General features: G+C 36.8%; 23 protein-coding genes. 9 read left to right on the plus strand and 14 right to left on the minus strand.

Annotation, left to right across the window (positions count from 1 at the left end):
- Nucleotides 1–2: 2 nt before the first annotated feature.
- The 5 genes from bcp to WCV66_RS00600 form a co-directional block, all read right to left on the minus strand.
- A complete protein-coding gene (bcp, locus tag WCV66_RS00580; protein WP_338787597.1) occupies nucleotides 3–470 on the minus strand; it encodes a thioredoxin-dependent thiol peroxidase in 468 nt (155 codons plus the stop codon).
- A 67-nt stretch (nucleotides 471–537) separates the two neighbouring features.
- On the minus strand, nucleotides 538–939 hold the full coding sequence (locus WCV66_RS00585; RefSeq protein WP_185653946.1) for an ion channel: 402 nt from the start codon (nucleotides 937–939) through the stop codon (nucleotides 538–540).
- Between the two features lie 365 nt (nucleotides 940–1,304).
- Nucleotides 1,305–2,090 (minus strand): ABC transporter permease, encoded by a 786-nt coding sequence (locus WCV66_RS00590; protein ID WP_066336066.1) that lies wholly within the window; start codon nucleotides 2,088–2,090, stop codon nucleotides 1,305–1,307.
- A gap of 4 nt (nucleotides 2,091–2,094) precedes the next feature.
- Nucleotides 2,095–2,886, minus strand: coding sequence for an ABC transporter permease (locus WCV66_RS00595; RefSeq protein ID WP_066336064.1), 792 nt, complete (start codon nucleotides 2,884–2,886; stop codon nucleotides 2,095–2,097).
- 8 nt (nucleotides 2,887–2,894) lie between these two features.
- On the minus strand, nucleotides 2,895–3,911 hold the full coding sequence (locus tag WCV66_RS00600; RefSeq protein ID WP_066336058.1) for an ATP-binding cassette domain-containing protein: 1,017 nt from the start codon (nucleotides 3,909–3,911) through the stop codon (nucleotides 2,895–2,897).
- A 390-nt stretch (nucleotides 3,912–4,301) separates the two neighbouring features.
- On the opposite strand from WCV66_RS00600, the gene WCV66_RS00605 reads away from it, so the two are divergent.
- A complete protein-coding gene (locus WCV66_RS00605) occupies nucleotides 4,302–5,591 on the plus strand; it encodes a glutamate-1-semialdehyde 2,1-aminomutase (RefSeq protein WP_338787599.1) in 1,290 nt (429 codons plus the stop codon).
- A gap of 402 nt (nucleotides 5,592–5,993) precedes the next feature.
- Nucleotides 5,994–7,061 carry an aromatic acid exporter family protein gene (locus tag WCV66_RS00610; protein WP_338787600.1) on the plus strand — a complete coding sequence of 356 codons (1,068 nt, stop codon included), beginning with the start codon at nucleotides 5,994–5,996 and terminating at the stop codon, nucleotides 7,059–7,061.
- A gap of 134 nt (nucleotides 7,062–7,195) precedes the next feature.
- Here WCV66_RS00610 and WCV66_RS00615 read toward each other — a convergent pair whose 3' ends face one another.
- The 5 genes from WCV66_RS00615 to fabL all read right to left on the minus strand — a co-directional run bounded on the left by WCV66_RS00615 (nucleotide 7,196) and on the right by fabL (nucleotide 11,809).
- On the minus strand, nucleotides 7,196–8,938 hold the full coding sequence (locus tag WCV66_RS00615) for an ABC transporter ATP-binding protein (RefSeq protein ID WP_338787601.1): 1,743 nt from the start codon (nucleotides 8,936–8,938) through the stop codon (nucleotides 7,196–7,198).
- A gap of 523 nt (nucleotides 8,939–9,461) precedes the next feature.
- Complete coding sequence (locus WCV66_RS00620; protein WP_066336031.1) at nucleotides 9,462–9,992, minus strand: DUF402 domain-containing protein; 531 nt, start codon at nucleotides 9,990–9,992, stop codon at nucleotides 9,462–9,464.
- A gap of 146 nt (nucleotides 9,993–10,138) precedes the next feature.
- Nucleotides 10,139–10,393 carry a YgaB family protein gene (locus tag WCV66_RS00625; RefSeq protein ID WP_066336024.1) on the minus strand — a complete coding sequence of 85 codons (255 nt, stop codon included), beginning with the start codon at nucleotides 10,391–10,393 and terminating at the stop codon, nucleotides 10,139–10,141.
- 370 nt (nucleotides 10,394–10,763) lie between these two features.
- Nucleotides 10,764–10,973 carry a gamma-type small acid-soluble spore protein gene (locus tag WCV66_RS00630; RefSeq protein ID WP_066336014.1) on the minus strand — a complete coding sequence of 70 codons (210 nt, stop codon included), beginning with the start codon at nucleotides 10,971–10,973 and terminating at the stop codon, nucleotides 10,764–10,766.
- Nucleotides 10,974–11,053: 80 nt separating this feature from the next.
- Nucleotides 11,054–11,809, minus strand: coding sequence for an enoyl-[acyl-carrier-protein] reductase FabL (gene fabL / locus WCV66_RS00635; RefSeq protein ID WP_338787603.1), 756 nt, complete (start codon nucleotides 11,807–11,809; stop codon nucleotides 11,054–11,056).
- A 136-nt stretch (nucleotides 11,810–11,945) separates the two neighbouring features.
- Here fabL and WCV66_RS00640 point away from each other — a divergent pair, with 136 nt between their 5' ends.
- Nucleotides 11,946–12,170 carry a cytosolic protein gene (locus tag WCV66_RS00640; RefSeq protein ID WP_066336008.1) on the plus strand — a complete coding sequence of 75 codons (225 nt, stop codon included), beginning with the start codon at nucleotides 11,946–11,948 and terminating at the stop codon, nucleotides 12,168–12,170.
- A gap of 11 nt (nucleotides 12,171–12,181) precedes the next feature.
- Here the strand turns inward: WCV66_RS00640 and mutY are convergent, their stop codons facing one another.
- On the minus strand, nucleotides 12,182–13,282 hold the full coding sequence (gene mutY, locus WCV66_RS00645) for an A/G-specific adenine glycosylase (RefSeq protein WP_338787604.1): 1,101 nt from the start codon (nucleotides 13,280–13,282) through the stop codon (nucleotides 12,182–12,184).
- Between the two features lie 234 nt (nucleotides 13,283–13,516).
- On the opposite strand from mutY, the gene WCV66_RS00650 reads away from it, so the two are divergent.
- Nucleotides 13,517–14,497 (plus strand): metal-dependent hydrolase, encoded by a 981-nt coding sequence (locus WCV66_RS00650; protein WP_066335998.1) that lies wholly within the window; start codon nucleotides 13,517–13,519, stop codon nucleotides 14,495–14,497.
- 132 nt (nucleotides 14,498–14,629) lie between these two features.
- Here the strand turns inward: WCV66_RS00650 and WCV66_RS00655 are convergent, their stop codons facing one another.
- Nucleotides 14,630–14,899 (minus strand): YfhJ family protein, encoded by a 270-nt coding sequence (locus WCV66_RS00655; RefSeq protein WP_338787605.1) that lies wholly within the window; start codon nucleotides 14,897–14,899, stop codon nucleotides 14,630–14,632.
- A 111-nt stretch (nucleotides 14,900–15,010) separates the two neighbouring features.
- Between WCV66_RS00655 and WCV66_RS00660 the strand changes: the two genes are divergently transcribed.
- Nucleotides 15,011–15,175, plus strand: a complete 165-nt coding sequence (locus WCV66_RS00660; RefSeq protein WP_338787606.1) for a small, acid-soluble spore protein K — start codon at nucleotides 15,011–15,013, stop codon at nucleotides 15,173–15,175.
- Nucleotides 15,176–15,204: 29 nt separating this feature from the next.
- The gene (locus WCV66_RS00665; protein ID WP_083964705.1) at nucleotides 15,205–15,360 is read left to right on the plus strand and encodes a YpzG family protein; all 156 of its coding nucleotides are present in this window, start codon (nucleotides 15,205–15,207) and stop codon (nucleotides 15,358–15,360) included.
- 33 nt (nucleotides 15,361–15,393) lie between these two features.
- On the opposite strand, the gene WCV66_RS00670 is transcribed toward WCV66_RS00665, so the two are convergent.
- A complete protein-coding gene (locus WCV66_RS00670) occupies nucleotides 15,394–15,711 on the minus strand; it encodes a YfhH family protein (RefSeq protein WP_338787607.1) in 318 nt (105 codons plus the stop codon).
- A gap of 23 nt (nucleotides 15,712–15,734) precedes the next feature.
- Nucleotides 15,735–16,535, minus strand: coding sequence for a recombination regulator RecX (recX, locus tag WCV66_RS00675; RefSeq protein ID WP_338787608.1), 801 nt, complete (start codon nucleotides 16,533–16,535; stop codon nucleotides 15,735–15,737).
- 100 nt (nucleotides 16,536–16,635) lie between these two features.
- Here recX and WCV66_RS00680 point away from each other — a divergent pair, with 100 nt between their 5' ends.
- The 3 genes from WCV66_RS00680 to WCV66_RS00690 all read left to right on the plus strand — a co-directional run bounded on the left by WCV66_RS00680 (nucleotide 16,636) and on the right by WCV66_RS00690 (nucleotide 19,956).
- On the plus strand, nucleotides 16,636–17,535 hold the full coding sequence (locus WCV66_RS00680; RefSeq protein WP_338787609.1) for a TIGR01777 family oxidoreductase: 900 nt from the start codon (nucleotides 16,636–16,638) through the stop codon (nucleotides 17,533–17,535).
- A gap of 281 nt (nucleotides 17,536–17,816) precedes the next feature.
- Nucleotides 17,817–18,947, plus strand: coding sequence for an amidohydrolase (locus tag WCV66_RS00685; RefSeq protein WP_066335983.1), 1,131 nt, complete (start codon nucleotides 17,817–17,819; stop codon nucleotides 18,945–18,947).
- Between the two features lie 451 nt (nucleotides 18,948–19,398).
- Entirely contained in the window at nucleotides 19,399–19,956 is a 558-nt protein-coding gene (locus tag WCV66_RS00690; protein ID WP_066335975.1) for a GNAT family N-acetyltransferase, read from the plus strand.
- Nucleotides 19,957–19,971 lie beyond the last annotated feature (15 nt).

The raw sequence follows: 19,971 nt of genomic DNA on the forward strand, positions 1-19,971 counted from the left end.
AATTATGATATTTCCTTTATGTACTGAAGAGCTTCTTGGACATGATCCTTCACTTTTACCTTTCTCCATTCCTTAATTAAAGTGCCCTCAGGATCAATAATAAACGTGGACCTTTCAATCCCCATGTATTCTTTTCCAAAATTCTTCTTTAACTTCCATACACCAAATGCTTCTGCTAATATATGCTCATCATCTACCAATAATTGGAATGGCAGATCGTGTTTTTCTTTAAACTTTTGGTGTTTCTCCTTAGGATCAGGACTAACGCCTAGAATTACAGCATTAACATCTGCAAAGCTTTGATGTTGATCCCTAAAATCACAAGCTTCAGTTGTACAACCTGGGGTCATATCCTTTGGATAAAAGTATAGAACGATATATTTCCCTCTAAAATCAGCTAATCTCGTTTTTTCACCATCATCAGCAACTAATTCAATATCTGGTGCACTATTGCCAACATCAATTGTCATTGTTTTACCCTCCAATAAATATCTAATTAAACTAAGCCTAACCAACATTAGCCTATCGTACAACTATTTACTGTTTTTCAATTCCAATCACCGTTCGCGCCAGAAATACCGCTGGAAGGATATAACCAATTAAAGCCTCAAATACTGCAAGAAATCGTCCAATTCCGATCGGCACAACATCACCGTAGCCTACTGAAAATAAAGTAACAGCACTAAAATAGAGCGAGGTAACAAGCTTATCAAAGTAATCTCCTGAGATAGGGGCTCCTGATTCAATTAATACATGCAGATTACTTTGAATGAAAATTAGATATATCATGCCGAAGCCGATAAGGAGTGATAAATAGAGATATGTAATCAAAATAACTGTTTCAAAAGATAGAAAGTTTTTCTGAAAACAAGCAACTACAACACTTTTAAAGCTCATGAAAATACAAACTACGATGAATACACAAAATAATAGTTCCAAATCAACCCCCACCCAACTGATACTGCTTTGTACAATATATACAAGCATGGAGGCTGATATTCAAATGACTTTTGAACCTACTAAAAAAGTAAGGCTCTTTTCTAAAAGATTGTTGTTTTTGAACAAAACTGATTAGGTTTATTGGAACGGATATGCGAGACTCCTGTTGGAGTAGCGGGACAGATGAGACCCCGCAGGCGCTCGCGCTGAGGAGGCTCATCGCCCGCCCCACGGAAAGCGAGCATCCTGGAGTGCCAATCAACCAACCCAATACTATTTTAAAAGCAACAAGGTTTGCGAAAACAGCCAAAAGTAAAAAGGAGAACCAGGCTTCCCTAGCTCTCCTTAAGATTCAATTCCACACCCTAATTCCCTGCTCCTCGATATCTTTTCACACCTGAATTCCATAGGAAGACAGATAATACAAAGAAACCTACACCCATTACTGGAGTTAAAAACGAGTAAACATACCATTCTTCTTTCTCTAGAAAGAATGCAGCCGGATATACGCCAACAAATGCAAACGGCAAAATCCACGTTAAGACAAAGCGAATCACTGAATTATATATATCAACCGGATAGCGCCCATAGTTACCAATGTTATACATCATAGGCATTAAAGAGGTTCTGGCATCTGACCAAAAGCCAATACTGGCTAACGAGACGAAAATACCTGCATAAACAAGAGCACCACTAATGACAAATACAAAAAATAAGATAAAATCATACCATTGAAAAGTTAAATCTAATTGAATTGAGGCATACCCCATAATCAAGATTCCTGTTATTGCACCGAACAACGATTCGAGCTCCATCCGTTCTAAGATCACTTGGAACAGACTATGAATCGGTCTCGTTAAAATTCTATCCATTTCCCCCTTTACAATATAACGTTCATTAAAATCCCAAATATTAAAGAATGCCCCAAACACAGCGAATGGCACTAAGAAAAAACCATAAATAAAAATAATCTCATCACGTGACCAACCACTTAAAAATTGTGTATGCCCAAAAACAACAAGTATAAAAACAAGATTTGTTACTTGAAAAAGCATATCAGATAGAAGCTCTACAACCATATCTGCCCGATATTGCATTCTTGTTTTCATATATTGTCCGATATATTGAGTAAACATTGAAAAATAGAACATACCCTCATCCCCCCTGTATAATCATTCGTTTTTTCGCTAAGACCCACAGCAGTTGGATTGGAATGAGTAATACAATTGCCCAAAAACCTTGTAACAGAAGGGCTTGAAGCACTTCATTCCCTTTCATTCCCTCTGTAAAAATCATACTTGGAATATAACTAATTGCTTGGAAAGGAAAATACTTCATAACGTCTTGAGCCCACATTGGATAAAAGCTAATTGGCAGGAGGAGACCAGAAAACAAATCGATAATCACTCGTTTCGCCCTCATGAGACCATCATTATTAAATAAGAAAAATGTCAGCATGCCTGTAACCAAGTTAATTTGGGTATTAATAATAAAACTAAATAATAACGAAAATGCAAAAATAAACCACGTTGTCCCGTTTGAAGAAAACTCCATCGGGAACACCAGTCCGACAATAACCAATCCTGGAACAGAGAAAAACACTAAACGAAAGATACCTTCTCCAAATGCCTGCATTGTCTTCATCCCTAAATAGTTATAGGGTCTAATCAATTCAACAGCCACTTTACCTTCTTTAATCTCTAATGCTATTTCACGATCAATATTATTAAAATAAAACGCTCTTGCCATCCATGAAACGGCCACATATGTTGTCATTTGAAGCGCAGACAAGCCTTCAATAGATTCTTTCCCACCATAAATAGCTGTCCATAAAAAATAATATGCACCGATGTTAATACTATAAATTAAGATTCCGCTATAATAATTTGTTCGATATGCAAGCATCATTAAAAAACGAATCCTAATCATTTCTAAATATTTATCCATATTTCACCTCAGCTAGTTAATGCCTCTCCCTTTTCATAAATGTTTCGAATGACTTCTTCTGTGGAGATTTCCGTAACACTTAAATCCGTAATTTGATGAGCACCCACTACCCGACTAATTAGTTCAGACATTTGAGCTTCCTTATCACTTACAAGTGCAGTCCATTCATTCAATTTATCACCTTTTTGCCAAAAAACTTCAATATCAGCTGTTAAAAATGATAGCTGGTTTTCAACTACTGCTTCCGCGAATTGGAATTGAATTTGTTTTCCCTCTCCCCAGTGAGATCTTAATTCCTCTAATGCTCCATCATAGATAACCTTTCCTTCATCAAGCATTACAACGCGTTCACAAAGTGCCTCAATATCTGATAAGTCATGAGTAGTTAAAAGAATTGTTGTTTTGTATTTTTCATTCATCTCTTTTAAAAACTGACGAATCTTCAATTTCACTAAAACATCTAGTCCAATTGTCGGCTCATCAAGGAATAATAATGGTGGATTGTGAATAAGAGCCGCAGCAAGCTCACATCTCATTCTTTGTCCCAAAGACAGCTTCCTTACAGGCTTATCTAACAATGGTCCAATATCTAACGTGGTGATTACATGCTCCATATGCTCGTTATAATCTGCATCAGACACCTTATATACCTTTTTTAATAAACGAAATGATTCTTGTACCGCAATATCCCACCATAATTGAGAACGTTGACCGAAAACAACACCAATTGATTGAACAAACCGCTCTCGTTCTTTATGCGGATTCATCCCATTGACAAGAACCTCCCCTGAAGTTGGTGTTAAAATTCCAGTCAGCATCTTTATTGAGGTAGATTTCCCAGCACCATTCTCACCGATATACCCAACCATTTCCCCCTGCTTAACCGTAAACGAAACATCATTTACAGCTGGAATTGTTTTATATTGACGATTTAATAAATCGCGAAAAGCACCTTTTAAACCTTGACGACTAGAGTACGATTTAAATTCTTTGCGTAATTTTTTCACTTCAATAATGTTTGTCATTTTTTATCCCTCCATCTTTCACCACAACGAATAGTTTAACGAAACTTTAGGATTACAACAAATGCTAGGTCTATACTTTTAAGAGAAGGCTCTTTTATAAGAGATTGTTGCTTTTAAAACAAAAACTATTTCAGGTTGATTGGAACGGATTGCGAGACTCCTGCGGGAGTAGCGGGACAGGTGAGACTCATGCAGGCGTTTACGCCGAGGATGCTCACCGCCCGCCCCGCGGAAAGCGAGCAACTGGAGCGGAAATCAACCACACCGCACCACTTGGTAAATAGTAACAAAGTTTACGAAAACAGCCTAAGAGAAAATTTAATATTTCTTAAGGGATTAGCATTCATGATAAAATAATAAAGGATTTTAGATACATACTAGGAGGCTATCATGCAATTTACAAAATCAAATGAATTACACGAAGAAGCATTACAACATATAGTTGGCGGGGTAAATTCCCCTTCACGTTCTTATAAAGCAGTTGGCGGCGGCTCACCAGTCGTAATGGAGAGGGCTAATGGAGCCTATTTTTGGGATGTCGATGGCAACAAATATATTGATTATTTAGCAGCATATGGTCCAATCATCACAGGACATGCTCATCCTCATATTACAAATGCAATCCAAAAGGCCGCCGAGAGTGGCGTGTTATACGGAACTCCAACTCCACATGAGGTTACATTCGCAAAAATGCTTAAGGAAGCGATGCCTGCTTTAGATAAGGTTCGTTTCGTTAATTCCGGAACAGAGGCTGTCATGACAACAATTCGTGTGGCAAGAGCTTACACTGGTCGTGACAAAATCATTAAATTTGCAGGCTGTTACCACGGACATTCAGACCTAGTCCTAGTTGCTGCTGGTTCTGGTCCATCAACATTAGGTACCCCAGACTCTGCAGGTGTTCCAAAAAGCATCGCCCAAGAAGTCATCACTGTCCCTTTTAATGAAATTGAACCATTAAAAGAAGCATTAGAAAAATGGGGAGACCAAGTAGCTGCAATATTGGTGGAACCGATTGTTGGTAACTTTGGAATCGTCGAACCAAAGCCTGGCTTTTTAGAAAAAGTGAATGAATTGGTCCATGATGCAGGTGCACTCGTTATTTACGATGAGGTTATAACCGCTTTTCGCTTTATGTATGGCGGTGCTCAGGATCTATTAGGAGTATATCCAGATTTAACGGCATTAGGAAAGATTATTGGTGGAGGGCTCCCAATTGGAGCTTATGGTGGGAAAAAGGAAATAATGGAGACTGTTGCACCTCTAGGACCAGCATATCAGGCTGGGACAATGGCTGGTAACCCAGCATCCATTTTATCTGGAATTGCTTGCTTAGAAGTATTAAAGCAAGAGAAGGTGTACGAAAACCTCGATGAACTAGGAGCAATCCTTGAGGAAGGTATATTACAACACGCTCGTACATATAATATTCCGATAACAATTAATCGATTAAAAGGCGCATTAACGATTTACTTTACTGATGAAAAAATAACAAACTATGAACAAGCGGAAAATACAGATGGTGAAATGTTTGCCAAGTTTTTCAAACTAATGCTTCATCAAGGAATTAATCTAGCACCTTCTAAATATGAAGCATGGTTTTTAACAACTGCTCATACAAAAGAGGATTTATCAGAAACACTAAAAGCTGTGGAATACGCATTTAGCAAACTAATATAATAGATACTGTGAGCCCTCATTCATTGGGGGCTGTTTTACCTTTGAGACAAGTGTACAAAAGTACCTTGTCTTAAATTTTCACTACCTTTCTATTTTCAGAATATATTTACGTTTTAAATTTTTATTAAAAAGGGAAATTGTACCTTGTATAAAGTAGCTAAAGCCTGTATAGTACGATATTGGTTTATAGGAAAAGCGGAAGCGCCTTGCTCAGCGACGTATGAACTGGAGCACTTCGTATGAGATAAAGGAAACACGAAGAGCGTAAGCGATTCGATGTTGACTTATCGTAAGGAGGAGTGTGAAGTTCATTAGTCGCTAGGCGCTGGAGCTAGGCACTAAAACTATGTACGATAGTTTAACGACTATATGATTTTAAGAAGGGAATGTCATTAAGCATACATGAAACTAGGTGCACGCATCCTAAAGACAGGGATTGCCATTACACTAGCTTTATTTTTAGCTACAGCCTTTCAGCTGCCATCTGCCGCATTTGCTGGAATCTCAGCGATTTTTGCGATACAGCCGACGATTTACCGTTCCTACTTATCGATTATTGAGCAAATCCAGGCAAATGTTATTGGTGCAGGATTAGCGATTGGTTTTGGCCTTATATTCGGCTCACACCCAATCATTATTGGTTTAACTGCCATTATTGTGATTGCAATCAATTTAAAGCTTAAGGCTGAAAACACGATTCCAGTAGCCTTAGTTACGGTTATTGCGATATTAGAAAGCCCAGGCGATGATTTCATTGAAGTAGCATTCGTTCGCTTTTTTACAATTTCACTAGGGGTTTTAGCTGCTTTTATTGTAAATTTAGTATTTATTCCACCAAAATATGAAACAAAGCTTTATATGAGAATCACAGAAAATACAGAGGATATTATTAAATGGATTCGAATTAATCTTCGCCAGGCATCAGAACATAATGTCTTAAAGGATGAAATCGTAAAGCTTAAAGAACACATGATAAAGCTCGATCAACTCTACTTGAATTATAAAGAGGAACGAAATTATTTTAAACGAGAATCATATGCAAAATCTAGAAAGCTCGTTCTCTTTAGACAGATGATTGTAACAACAAATCGTGCACTTGAAACACTAAAGAAGCTTCATCGCTTAGAGAATGAACTTCATCAAATGCCAGAAAACTTTCAAAAAGTGTTAATAAGTGAATTAGATTACTTACTTTATGTTCACGAAGAATCCCTGTTACGTTTTATCGGGAAAATTAAAACCCAACCTCCATCCGAACCGATGAGGGAAAATAAGTTTAATAAACAACAGCTTACTGAAGTGTTCATGGAATTTTATAAAAAGCAAGATTCATCCTGCTTTTATCACCTATTACCACTAGTATCGGCAATCATCGATTATAGTGAACAGCTTGAGCACTTAGATACGTTAATTAGTAGCTTCCAAAGCTTTCATAAAGAAGATAATGAAGTAAAGATTACGGAGGAATAAGGCTGGCATTTGCTAGCCTTATTTTTTTAGATCTTTTATTCTGATATTTTCCCAAAGGATCGCAAACAACCGTAATAATGCTGGTATAAAAAAAGCTATACCCACTTCATCTAAAAGTGAATACAGCATTGATTTCAGTCTAATTGTTGTATTTGAAATAACTTAAAATACTGACCTTGTTTTTCCATTAACTCTTGGTGTGTTCCTTGCTCAACAACTTTACCATCCTCAATTAAAACAATTTTGTTTGCATGTGTAATCGTTGACAGTCGATGAGCAACAATAAAGGTAGTACGATCCTTTGCTAGGTTTTCCAGTGCTTCCTGTATTAAATGCTCGCTTTCTAAATCTAAAGCTGAGGTTGCTTCATCCAAAATAAGGATTGGCGGGTTTTTCAAAAACACCCTCGCAATAGAAACCCTTTGCTTTTGTCCTCCTGAAAGCTTAACTCCTCGTTCTCCAACCTTTGTATCATAACCATTTGGTAATTTTAGAATAAAGTCATGTGCGTTTGCCGCTTTTGCTGCATGAATTACTTCTTCTTCGGTTGCATCTGGTTTCCCAATTAAGATGTTTTCTCGAACTGTATTACTAAATAAAAACGTATCCTGTAGGACCATACCGATATTTCCACGTAAGCTTTGTGCTTGATAATCACGAATATCGATATCATCTAATAGAATTCTTCCGTCTGTCACATCATAAAAACGAGGAAGTAAACTAACAAGTGTAGATTTCCCGCCACCACTCATTCCTACAAGTGCGACTGTTTCCCCTCGTTTTACTCGAAGAGAGAGATCTTCTATAATAAGCTCTTCGTTTTCTTGGTAGCGAAAAGAAATGTTTTGAAATTCAACCTCTCCCCTTACATTACTTGCTACAACTGCATTCGGCTTATCAACAACCTCATAAGGAACATCAATAAACTCAAATACACGATCCATAGAGGCAAAGGCCTGTGTTAGTGTTGTTGAAGAATTAATTAATCTACGAAGTGGATTATATAGCTGTTCGATATAAGCAATAAACGCAACCATTGTACCAATTGAAAGCTGTCCATGAATCACCTGGTAGCCTGCATAGCTGATTACTACAAGTGGTGCAATATCTGTCAGCGTATTAACAATCGCAAAAGTTCGAGCATTCCAACTCGTATGATCTAAAGCACTTGTAAGAAAATTTGAATTTTCTTTCGCAAACTGTTTCTGCTCAAATTCCTCTGTAGCAAAGCTTCGAATAACAGGCATACCCTGAACACGCTCATGTAAGTGTCCTTGAACCTCTGCAAGTGCCTGTGATCGAACTCTTGTTAAATGACGAAGTTTTCCATAAAAGTACTTCACAGACAATCCGTAAAATGGAAATAAAACGATTGACACTAGTGTTAGCTTTACATCCATAGTCAACATAATCCCTATTGCGATTACAATCGTAACAACATCAAGCCAGACATTCATTAACCCAGTTATAACGAAATTCTTTGTTTGCTCAACATCATTTATTACACGAGAGATAATTTCTCCCCCTCGTGTATTTGCGTAATAACGTAAACTCAATTTTTGTAAATGCGTGAATAGCTGGTCACGAATATCATATAAAATTTTACTTCCTACCCATTGCGCATAATATTGGCGGAAATATTCAATTGGCGGACGAATAACAACAAATAAGACAAACATGCCGCCCATAATAGTCAGTAAGGTTTTTGTCTTCTCATCAGCAGAACCTGTCCCACCAATAATGTCATCAACTACATATTTTATTAATAAAGGCAAAAAAAGTGGGATTGAAAATTTAATGACACCAATAATAATCGTTCCCACAATCTGAAGCCTATAAGGCTTTACAAAAGCCATATACCGCTTTACAGACCCCACGTTAACCCCCCGTTTCTCTCTATAAACGTTACTTACTATTTTTCCTTCTTATTTTATATAGATTCTGTTAAAGCTCACTATTGATTTTGGCACATTGTTGATTGGAGCGAACGCCTGTAGCGGAAATCAACAACCAAGTTTAACAAATAGACTTTATAGAAAGATAAAATTATTTCTTTAAATTGATATTATTTAATAAGGCTCTTTTCTAAAAGATTGTTGTTTTTGAACAAAACTGATTAGGTTGATTGGAACGGATATGCGAGACTCCTGTGGGAGTAGCGGGACAGATGAGACCCCGCAGGCGCTTCGCGCTGAGGAGGCTCATCGCCCGCCCCACGGAAAGCGAGCATCCTCTCGCTGCAATCAACCAAACCAATACTATTTTAAAAGCAACAAAGTTTGCGAAAACATTCTTTAATAAAAATATCCTATTATGGACAGAAAAAAGGCTGACTCTTACCTTTGTTTCAACTACTGCCAAAGTTGAAACGTTACCTGAGCCACCCTTACTTACACACTATTATTTTACATAGGTTAAATACCGTTCATACCATTCATCGATAAATTCAGGCGCAAATGGCCCCTTTTTCTGGCGAATCCACCGCAGTAAAGTTTCTAAATTATTCTTTAAGATAAGATCGATTACTTCTGGATAGTTCATAATCTTGCTATGCTGCTCGTATTCATCTTCATCCAATATCGTATAAGTCATATCCGGATACACCTTCACATCAAGATCATAGTCGATATATTTTAACGCTTCATCATCCCAAACGAATGGTGAGCTTATATTACAGTAGTAGGTAACACCATCATTCCTAAGCATACCGATAATATTAAACCAATGTCTCGCATGAAAATAGCATATAGCAGGTTCTCTCGTTATCCACGTTCTTCCGTCCGATTCTGTTACAACTGTTCGGTCATTACCACCAATAATACAATGCTGTGAACCTTTTAAAACAGTTGATTCTTCCCAAACTCTGTGGATGTAACCATTATGCTTATAACTATGAATTTGGATTTTGTCTCCTTCCCTGGGAAAGCCCACGTTTCTCCCCTTCTTTCAAATGGTCGCTTCGTGAAATCTCTTATCTCACAAACGTCGTCTCGTAATTTATTTGTTATCATTATACCGTTTGTGAATTAAAAAAGAAAATAAAAGAGTCATTTCGTAGGAAATGACCCCAATTGTATTCAAGAAACGGTTTCGAATTGTTGATTTTCGTAGGATCGAATAACCTCTTCTGTTTGTTTTTCAAATATTTCTTGAATTCTATTTAATTCCAGCTTCATTTGCTCAATCTCATCTTGCACAGATTGTATCTTTGCTTCGTCCTGCAAAGCAATCAGTTGTTTCATTATATCTTGGCACCGTTCAATTTCAGACTGCAAATATAATAATTTATCCATAGTTTTTAACTGCTCACCTACCAATTGATCAAAATTCATAGCAACACTCCTTTCTGTTAAAGAGAAATCATCAAAAATTGTGATAGTGTTTAATTCTCCGTAACATCGTTCTTTCCTTTGACTACTTATGTAGAGGAAACGGAAGTTTTGTCGTTTTGAGTGTTATCTTTTCATTTACAATGCTACTAGGTCAATTCTTATAACTATTTTTAATAGACTATTTCACTTTTCACATGGCTATTTTCGCAAACGTTGTTGCTATTTACAAAGTAATACGGTGGCTAATTTCCGATCCAATTAACCTGAAATAGTTTTTGTTTTAAAAGCAACAATCTCTTAAATTAAAGCAATTCCACCAAAAAAAGACACCTCTCCACGAATTGGGAAAGGTGTCTTTTGCATAACTAACTTAAGAATTTTGGTTCTTTTTAGCTTCAGCTTGTTGGTTTTGTTGTCTTACTTGTTGAGCATTCGTTTCACTAGCGAATTCAGTGCCAAATTGACCTGCACCCGCTTGAGCTCCAGCGCCTTGTGCTGATTGAGCGTTTTGTTGTCTCACTTGTTGAATGTTAGTACCTGCTGATGTTTTACCAGGTTGTTGGTTGTTGTTTTGTGCCATTTTAATATCACCTCCACGAAATATAGATTGTCCCGGAGATGATCTTTATATCCTAGAAATTTAAAATTTTTTTTAAAAAATTAAACGAGTAACGAACGACCACCATCTACTATTAGGGTTTGCCCTCTTACCATGGATGCTTTTTCAGTTAAAAGAAACTCAATTGCATTTACTATATCTTCAATTTCAACCATTCTGCCTGCTGGAGTATTTTTTCTTGCATCCTCTAAAAGTTCATCTCGATTTGGGAAATGCTTAAGTGCATCAGTGTCAACTGCACCACCAGAAACTGCATTTACAATTATATTTTTAGGAGACAATTCTACAGCTAAATATCTTGTAAGTGCTTCAAGTGCAGCCTTAGAAACACCAACAGTTGTGTAATTTTCCAGATAGCGAATAGAACCAAGCGAGCTTGTGCTAACAATAAATCCTCCGCCATTTCTCTCCATAAGCTTTGCTGCCTCTTGCGCACAGAAAAGAAGTGCCTTACTGTTAATATTCATTGTCCAATCCCAATGGTTTTCTTCAAGCTCCATGGCAGGCTTTTGCACACCTGAAGCGGCATTATTGACAAAAACATCGAGTCTTCCAAACTGCTCATCGATTTGTGCGAAGAGCTCTTTGATTTTTTCTGGCTTTCCAACATTTGCTTTTATAGCAATAGCTTTAACACCAAGCTTCTCAATTTCTTCTACTACTTCTAACGCTGCTGTTTTACTACGTGCATAATTAACAATGATGTCATAGCCTTTCTCAGCTAAACGTATAGCAACCGCCTTACCAATCCCACGGCTACTCCCTGTAATGAGTGCTACTTTATTCTCTTGGCTCATTTTGTCAGCTCCTTATATGTAATAAATCGTATAGATGAATTTATTGTATCAGATACTATAGTGAAACTACTATTTAGGGGTGTTTTTTCTCCTAATAACTTTAACGAACATCGTCCATTTCATAAGGAGGATACCCATGTACGTAGGCCGTGATATGACTGAACTATCCATGATGTCAAAGAAAGAGTGGAAGGATGAAGAACTTGCTTTTTTCCATCACTCTCTTCAACAGGTTGTACCTTACTTGAACGTAGAAGGACAAACAATTCATCGAGAAATTGTACAAGAAATAACTTCCCGTGGCGGTCTTAACAGAAGTGAAGCCACTTATACCCAAGGGACAAGAACACAATATGATTGATTTTTTAGGGGTCAGGCCTTGTTCTGCCCCTTATAAATTTGATAAATTTTCTGATGTGATACTGGAAAAGCAAACTTGCTCAATTCTTCTGGTGATACTGCAACTAGATTTTCGTTCGGACTATTCTTTACTTCTGCAATGAAAATAGAGATATTCCAGATCAAATGAGAAAAAATATGTTCCACCGTACCTGCTAATTCAGATAACACAACCTTTGCTTCATATTCTGTTTGTAAATAATCAGCTAACTGTTCACGATAAGTTTTTCCTGTTGTTGCTACTATTTCAAAGTTCGGATGCTCCCACAAATTTGCAAGCAAGCCTGTAGATGGTCGTTTATGAATATAGAGATTTCCATCTGAATCATGTAAAACTGCTGCGGCCATTTGTAATGGTTTTGGCTTCTTTTTCTTACTTTTAATCGGTAATTCAGCTTGAACACCTTCTTCAAAAGCAGTACAATGCTCTCGAACTGGACAAAGTAAACAAGAGGGAGAAGTTGGTGTACATATTAATGCCCCTAGCTCCATAAGTGCTTGATTAAAAGAAGAAGGATCATCTCTTGAAATTAACTCATAGGTGACATCCTCAAAAGTCTTTCTTGTTTTCGGCTTAGCAATATCTTCCCAAATCGATAATATTCTCGAAAGAACTCTCATAACGTTCCCATCAACAGCAGGCTCAGGTATGTTATAAGCAATACTTAAAATCGCCCCTTTAGTATAAGGTCCGACGCCTTTTAGTTTTGATATTTCGTGTGGAGAATTTGGAACCACACCACCATAACTTTCTTTTACCTCTTTAACAGCTGATTGGAGATTACGTACTCGGGAATAGTAACCAAGCCCCTCCCAAGCTTTTAGCACTTCCTCTTCATTGGCATCAGCTAATGCTTCTATTGTGGGAAATTTTTCGATAAATGAAGTAAAATAAGGGATAACTGTATCAACTCTAGTTTGTTGAAGCATTATTTCTGAAACCCATACCTTGTAAGGATCTTGATCCTTACGCCATGGCAAATCCCTTTTTTCAGTCAAATACCAGTTAATCAAATCATCTTGAAATACATGTATTGAAAAGCTTCTGAGTTTATTTTGTAAATCGTTATCCATGTGAATTTTCCTCCGGATGTTAATTTCCTTAATAATCGGGAAAATAGAATATAAATAGTTTGCTTCTATTTTTGCAGTTTCACTTTTATCAGGATAGTATAAGACTAAATATTAATAAAGCCTTTATGTTTAAAAGTAATAAGAATTGAACACATTGGACAGTATTATGACATATAAATTCCTTAGTAATTAAAAAAAAACTCCTTTCGAGTAAAAACAAGGAGGTACATTTCGTTGGATACTGGAACACATGTCGTCATGGGAATTGCATTAGGAGGATTAGCAACATTAGATCCCGCTATAGGAGTCGATAATCCGACAGCACATGCAGTCATGCTTGGGGCGATCTTCGGCTCTCAAGCACCCGACTTAGATACCATTTTAAAACTTAGAAATAACGCAAAGTATATCCGAAATCATCGTGGAATTACTCATTCCATCCCTGCAATTTTTATTTGGTCTTTTTTAATTACAGGGATGATAACGATATTTATTCCTGAAAGCAATTTGCTTCATTTATGGCTGTGGACACTACTCGCGATTGTGCTCCATGTTTTTGTTGATATTTTTAATGCTTATGGTACCCAGGCACTAAGGCCATTTACGAAGAAATGGATTGCATTAGGCATCATAAACACATTTGACCCATTTATCTTTGTTGCTCACTTAGTTGGCATAGCGATTTGGTTAATCGGTGGTCATCCTGGTTACACATTTTTAAGTGTTTATATCATATTGATTGGGTACTATATTATTCGATTTTCTATGCAACGAAGGATTATTCATCGTTTACACAAGCTAGTACCTCAAATCGAACAAGTTATTATCTCACCAACAATGAGGTTTCGTAGATGGCATATTGCAATTATGACCGATACAAGCTTCCATGTAGCAAGAGCTGTTGATGGTGAAATTATGTTCCTTGATGAATTTGAACGAATACCTGTCCCACAGACAGATGTAATCAGAGCCGCAGAGCAAGATGACAACATATCAGCATTTTTATCCTTTTCCCCAGTTTATCGGTGGGAAGTCGATGAGTATACAGATCATTATGAGGTACGTTTTATTGACTTACGATACAGAAGTAAAGGGTATTATCCTTTCGTTGCAATTGTACAGCTCGATCAAGAACTAAACATCGTAAGCTCCTATACAGGCTGGATATTTAGCGAAGAAAAGCTTCGTAAAAAGCTGGAGCTCATACCTGAATGAACAAAAGCATAAGCGACTTTGGTTCAGTTACTTACGCTTTTTGTGATGCAGATTATTACAGTTCCCAAAACCAAGAAAAAGGCTGGATTCATAACTCATGAGCCAGCCTTTTTTATTTAAACAAACGTTTAATTAATGCTTTAAATAATCTTCATTATTCAACAAATGACTATATTTTGGATTTGTGGCGATAAATTCATGAAGCTTGTCACCATAATGAGAAATTAATTGTCTAACTACCTGTTCGGTCACTTCTTTACCACGATATTCTCTACCAGTTCTAGCTTGTGTTGATTCAAAGTCTTCCCAAAATAATTCAATCCACGTTCTTGCTTGTGCATATGAAAGGCTTGTGTTTTTACTTAACAACTCATTCGTTAATCGTTCAAAATATATTTCCATTATTCTCACCTCTAGGAAGGAATCGTTACTTATATTTTAATCAAAAGCACCCATACTATTAGTACGCTTCTTTTTAGGAAGCTAATGAATGATGACTTGGAGGGGATTGTGTTGCGTAACAAAGAAGCAGGATTTCCTAATATGAGCAACAACAAGTTTGAAGGCGAACCAAGAGCTAAAGCTGAATATGCTTCTAAACGAGCAGACGGTACCATTAACACTCATCCACAAGAACGGATGAGAGCTTCTGGAAATCGAGAAAACCCTTACTCTTAATACGCTAAAACTTGTGGAGGTGCTTCCTAATGGGTACAAAGAAAAGATTCTATGACAATTTGTATTCTAATCCATTTAATCAGCCCTGGGCTAATCCAAAACATGCCCACGCTCAAGTAAATGGTCAAACCCAACAATCTCAAGACCTCATCATTCTAAAAAGACAAACAAGAAAACAATCTTAACTTGTAAGTTTGGACTGACAGCTTATATGCTTGTCAGTCCTTAATTAACATTGAAATTGGCAATGCTTCCTCAACATTTGGTGTTGACAGACGATAACCCCATGCAAAAATTCCATTCATATACGAAATTTTAAATGATTCTCCAGGTGCACCTTCCACTTCATATATTTCTTCTGGTTTATAATTGGTTGGATCCAATAAATAAGATTTTGCCATTGAAATTTTACGCTCTAAAACAGCAAATTCGTTAACAATTCCAAGCTGTTCTGCTTTTCTCGCCTTTTCCTTAAGGGACGCAATTTCGTTCTTTAGTTCATATTCAGTCATTTCACTATATCGTTTATTATTCACTGTAATTTCCCCTAGTCATATAATTATTCTTCGTCTAAATATTGATCAATTATTTCAACGGAAAACCCTTTACGAAATAAAAATTGTTTCATCTTCAGTTTATAGTGATATGAATCCTCATTTTGGTATTTCTTTTTAGCCTTTTCTGCGTGTTTTAGTAATGCAGCCCATTCCTCTGATTCTTCCTGCTCTACATTCACTTCTTCTAATGCAATTGAAATAATATCATAAGAAAAGCCCTTCCTCATCAGATGCTGCTCTAATTTTTGCTTTAGCTGCACACTCGATAGCTTATTATTTTTTTTCAATACCTTTTCAGCATGGTTAACTGCCTCTTCAATTTGAGCAGCTTGCGTATATTGAATAAGGGCTTGTTCGATAAATGCTTGTTCGATTCCTTTACCTGCCATCTCTCGCTTTATCACACTTGGCCCTTTTCCATTCGTTTGCCACTGTGTTCTGACATAAGCTAAAGCAAATTCAAGATCATCAACATAGCGATATTCCTTAAGCTTAAATATGACCTCTTGAATAATCGCATCGTTATATTCCTTTTTTTGTAAGTGATCCTCCACTTCTTTTATAGAGCGCATCCGATAACTTAAAAATTCTAAAGCTTTATTATATGCCTTTTTAATTTCATCACCATATTGGATTTCATTAATATCAAATTCATCAAGTTCTTTTCCTTTTTGAAGATTGTATTTAATAAACACATCTTGATCTACACTAAAAGCATATTTTTCTCCCGTTCCATCATCTAAAAAAATATTTAATCGATCATCAGAATGCTTTTGCGCAGTGATTTTTGTAATAATAGCCATATTCTCACCTACTAATCGTTTTAAAAATATATTAAAAAGAGGAGATTTTTCATAAAAAGGGTATATAAGTAATAGAGCTATTCCAAAGGAAGTGATCAAATTGAAAATTGCCATAGCCGGTGGCACCGGTTTTATTGGAAAGCACTTAACTCGTCATTTTTTATCTAAAGGTCACGATGTCTTTATTTTAACACGAAGTGAAATAACTTCTTCAGAAAAAAACCTCCATTTTGTTAAATGGTTAACTGATTCAGCAAAACCGTCTGCTAATTTGGATGGTGTAGATGCTGTCATAAATTTAACAGGAAAATCAATAAATGACCGCTGGACTGAAAAAGCTAAAAAAGAAATAGTCGAGAGCAGAATTAGTTCAACTAATGCGATCTATTCTATGATTAAAAGTATTCCAAATAAGCCTTCTGTGTTTATTAACGCAAGTGCAATTGGCATTTATGGTACATCATTAGAAAAAACATTTACAGAACAAACAAAGGAAATTGGTACTGATTTTCTCGCTAAGACCGTGCAGCAATGGGAATCAGAAGCCGCAAAAGTTGCGGATTTATCCGTAAGAACAGTATACGCAAGATTCGGCATCGTCTTAGGTGAGCAAGGGGCCCTCCCTAAAATGGTTTTTCCTTATAAATTATTTGCAGGTGGAAATCTTGGATCAGGACAGCAATGGATGTCATGGATACATATTGACGATCTCGTAAAACTTATTGATTATATCATTCACACCCCTGCTATCTCTGGTCCAATTAATGCTACAGCACCGAATCCAGTTAGAATGAATGAATTTAGTCAGACAATAGCTGATGTCTTAAAAAAACCTAATTGGTTGCGAGGACCATCTTTTGCTTTAAAAACATTATTAGGTGAGATGAGTATATTAATTTTAGAAGGTCAAAAGGTAATACCTGAAAAGGCTCTACAGCATCATTATCACTTTTTATTTCCAACTCTTGATAAAGCATTGGTTAATCTTCTACGCAGTTAATAAAGAAGTCTTATGCTCAAAACAAAAGGCTCTTTTCTAAAAGATTGTTGTTTTTGAACAAAACTGATTAGGTTGATTGGAATGGATATGCGAGACTCCTGTGGGAGTAGCGGGACAGATGAGACCCCGCAGGCGCTTCGCGCTGAGGAGGCTCATCGCCCGCCCCACGGAAAGCGAGCATCCTCTCGCTGCAATCAACCAACCAATACTATTTTAAAAGCAACAAAGTTTGCGAAAACAGCCAAACAAAAAAACAATCTTGATGGGAGCTTGACATTGTTATGAATTCAACACTTTTTAAACAAGCAACGGTTTATCCTGTTACCTCTGCTGTTAAGTACGAAACAGATGTACTTGTTGAAAACGGGAAAATAGTTGCAATTGGAAAGAATTTAGAAAGTACTGAAGATACGATCGTGATTAATTGTAAGGATCAGCTATTATTTCCTGGCTTTATCGATGTTCATACCCATTTAGGTTTATATGACGAAGGTACAGGCTGGGCGGGGAATGATGCCAATGAAACGATTGAACCACTAACTCCCCATATTCGTGCACTTGATGGTGTTCATTCGCTTGATCCCGCTTTTACGGATGCCATTAAATACGGGATTACGACAGCTCATGTAATGCCAGGAAGTGCAAATGTGATTGGTGGCACAACTTCTGTTATTAAAACCTACGGCGCAAACGTTGCAAATATGATTATCCAGGAAACAGCTGGGTTAAAGATTGCTTTGGGAGAGAACCCAAAACGGATGCATAGTCATGGAAATAAAGAATCAATCACAAGAATGGGAATTATGGGTATGCTTCGTGAAGCATTTTACAAAGCGAAATACAGTGATGAAACTGAGGATTTTCGATTAATTCCAATCAAGAAGGCTCTCCGACGTGAAATTCCGGTTCGAATCCACGCCCATCGTGCAGATGATATTATGAGCGCTATACGCTTCGCCGAAGAATTTGAACTTGACTACAGAATTGAGCATTGTACTGAAGGGCACTTAATTGCAGATGAATTAATAGGCAAGCAAGCAAAGGTATGTGTTGGACCTACATTAACTAGAAGGTCGAAAATTGAACTCAAGAATAAAAGTTGGTCAACCTATCAAGCATTATCTGAAAGAGGTGTCGAGGTGTCAATTACAACCGATCACCCTTACACTCCTATACAATACTTAAATATTTGCGCATCAATTGCAGTTCGAGAAGGGTTTGATGAACAAAAAGCGCTAGAAGGAATTACCATAGCTGCTGCACGTAATCTAAGGGTCGATAAACGAATTGGTAGTATTGAGGTAGGAAAAGATGCAGATCTAGTTATATGGAATTATCACCCGTTTCATTATCTTGCAAAACCACAATTAACAATGATAGATGGAAAAGTAGTCTATGACGCAAAAGGATAATATTACCAAAAAGTTATTTTGGTATTGTATAGAACTAGATACTACTTGTTCCTTTAGTTGGTAGGAATCTCAATTTAAAAGCCCATTTACTATATTTGATTAACGCATTAAATTAGAAGATTAGCACCGTTTTTTTCTGTACGTAATTTCCACTAAAATAGTAGGATTTCAGTAATATCAACTACTATTTTACGATAAATTATTTTTTTTGAAATTCGACAAAAAAGGAGTATCTTTTTCATTTAAAATGACGTATTATACTCCATGGAGCAAGTTAAAAAAACAATTAAATCTAGTAATGGGAAGGCAAATGGTGCGCCACCAGCTTTACTGGTTCTAGTGGGTTCGATTCCCACCCCGAAATTTTTTGAAGGTAATGTTTTTATAAAAAATTTCGAGGGTGGAGACGACCATATCACGTGGAGTCTGCCCTCATATTGGAGGGGTCCAGATGCTAAAAAAACGTGATATTCATGATAGTCATGCACTTTATGATCACATGGTTCACCCTGATGTTTTCCCATTTGTCCGTCATAAAGCAAATTCTTTTGAGGAATATCTATTCTTAACGAAACAAACAATTGAAGCTGAAGAACGTGGTGAGTTGATTTCACGTACCATTTTAGACGAATGGGGCTCTCCAATCGGAACAATTAGTTTGTTTGATATCCAGGATAACGCTGGCTTTTTAGGAACGTGGTTAGGAAAGCCATACCATGGAAAAGGCTATAATAAGCTTGCTAAGGATGCTTTTTTTCATGAATTATTTTATGAATTAGATATTGAAACAATCTTCTTACGAATACGTAAACAAAACGTTCGTTCAACAAGAGCAGCCGCAAAACTGCCGTATGTTGTTAATGCTAATGAAACAAGAGCAAGCTTACTTGAGCAAATAAACAAAGGTGAAGATTTATTCAATTTATTTGAAATTACAAAAGACCTTTATACATTCAACACGTACCACCAAACTTCAGAAGCGGATGACAATCAGCTTAAAGAAGCTTAATATACCAGGCCAGGT

The organism is Metabacillus rhizosphaerae (assembly GCF_037201795.1).
GTDB lineage: Bacteria > Bacillota > Bacilli > Bacillales > Bacillaceae > Metabacillus > Metabacillus rhizosphaerae.

What these genes read in the sequence shown, in the direction of transcription:
- WCV66_RS00625 (WP_066336024.1), bottom strand. Translation starts at nt 10,393, where the DNA reads ATGAATTTTGATCAATTGGTAGGTGAGCAGTTAAAAACTATGGATAAA.
- recX (WP_338787608.1), bottom strand. Translation starts at nt 16,535, where the DNA reads ATGGCTATTATTACAAAAATCACTGCGCAAAAGCATTCTGATGATCGA.
- WCV66_RS00610 (WP_338787600.1), top strand. Translation starts at nt 5,994, where the DNA reads ATGAAACTAGGTGCACGCATCCTAAAGACAGGGATTGCCATTACACTA.
- mutY (WP_338787604.1), bottom strand. Translation starts at nt 13,282, where the DNA reads ATGGATAACGATTTACAAAATAAACTCAGAAGCTTTTCAATACATGTA.
- WCV66_RS00690 (WP_066335975.1), top strand. Translation starts at nt 19,399, where the DNA reads ATGCTAAAAAAACGTGATATTCATGATAGTCATGCACTTTATGATCAC.
- WCV66_RS00600 (WP_066336058.1), bottom strand. Translation starts at nt 3,911, where the DNA reads ATGACAAACATTATTGAAGTGAAAAAATTACGCAAAGAATTTAAATCG.
- WCV66_RS00595 (WP_066336064.1), bottom strand. Translation starts at nt 2,886, where the DNA reads ATGGATAAATATTTAGAAATGATTAGGATTCGTTTTTTAATGATGCTT.
- WCV66_RS00590 (WP_066336066.1), bottom strand. Translation starts at nt 2,090, where the DNA reads ATGTTCTATTTTTCAATGTTTACTCAATATATCGGACAATATATGAAA.
- WCV66_RS00630 (WP_066336014.1), bottom strand. Translation starts at nt 10,973, where the DNA reads ATGGCACAAAACAACAACCAACAACCTGGTAAAACATCAGCAGGTACT.
- WCV66_RS00665 (WP_083964705.1), top strand. Translation starts at nt 15,205, where the DNA reads ATGGGTACAAAGAAAAGATTCTATGACAATTTGTATTCTAATCCATTT.
- WCV66_RS00685 (WP_066335983.1), top strand. Translation starts at nt 17,817, where the DNA reads ATGAATTCAACACTTTTTAAACAAGCAACGGTTTATCCTGTTACCTCT.
- fabL (WP_338787603.1), bottom strand. Translation starts at nt 11,809, where the DNA reads ATGAGCCAAGAGAATAAAGTAGCACTCATTACAGGGAGTAGCCGTGGG.
- WCV66_RS00605 (WP_338787599.1), top strand. Translation starts at nt 4,302, where the DNA reads ATGCAATTTACAAAATCAAATGAATTACACGAAGAAGCATTACAACAT.
- WCV66_RS00640 (WP_066336008.1), top strand. Translation starts at nt 11,946, where the DNA reads ATGTACGTAGGCCGTGATATGACTGAACTATCCATGATGTCAAAGAAA.
- bcp (WP_338787597.1), bottom strand. Translation starts at nt 470, where the DNA reads ATGACAATTGATGTTGGCAATAGTGCACCAGATATTGAATTAGTTGCT.
- WCV66_RS00655 (WP_338787605.1), bottom strand. Translation starts at nt 14,899, where the DNA reads ATGGAAATATATTTTGAACGATTAACGAATGAGTTGTTAAGTAAAAAC.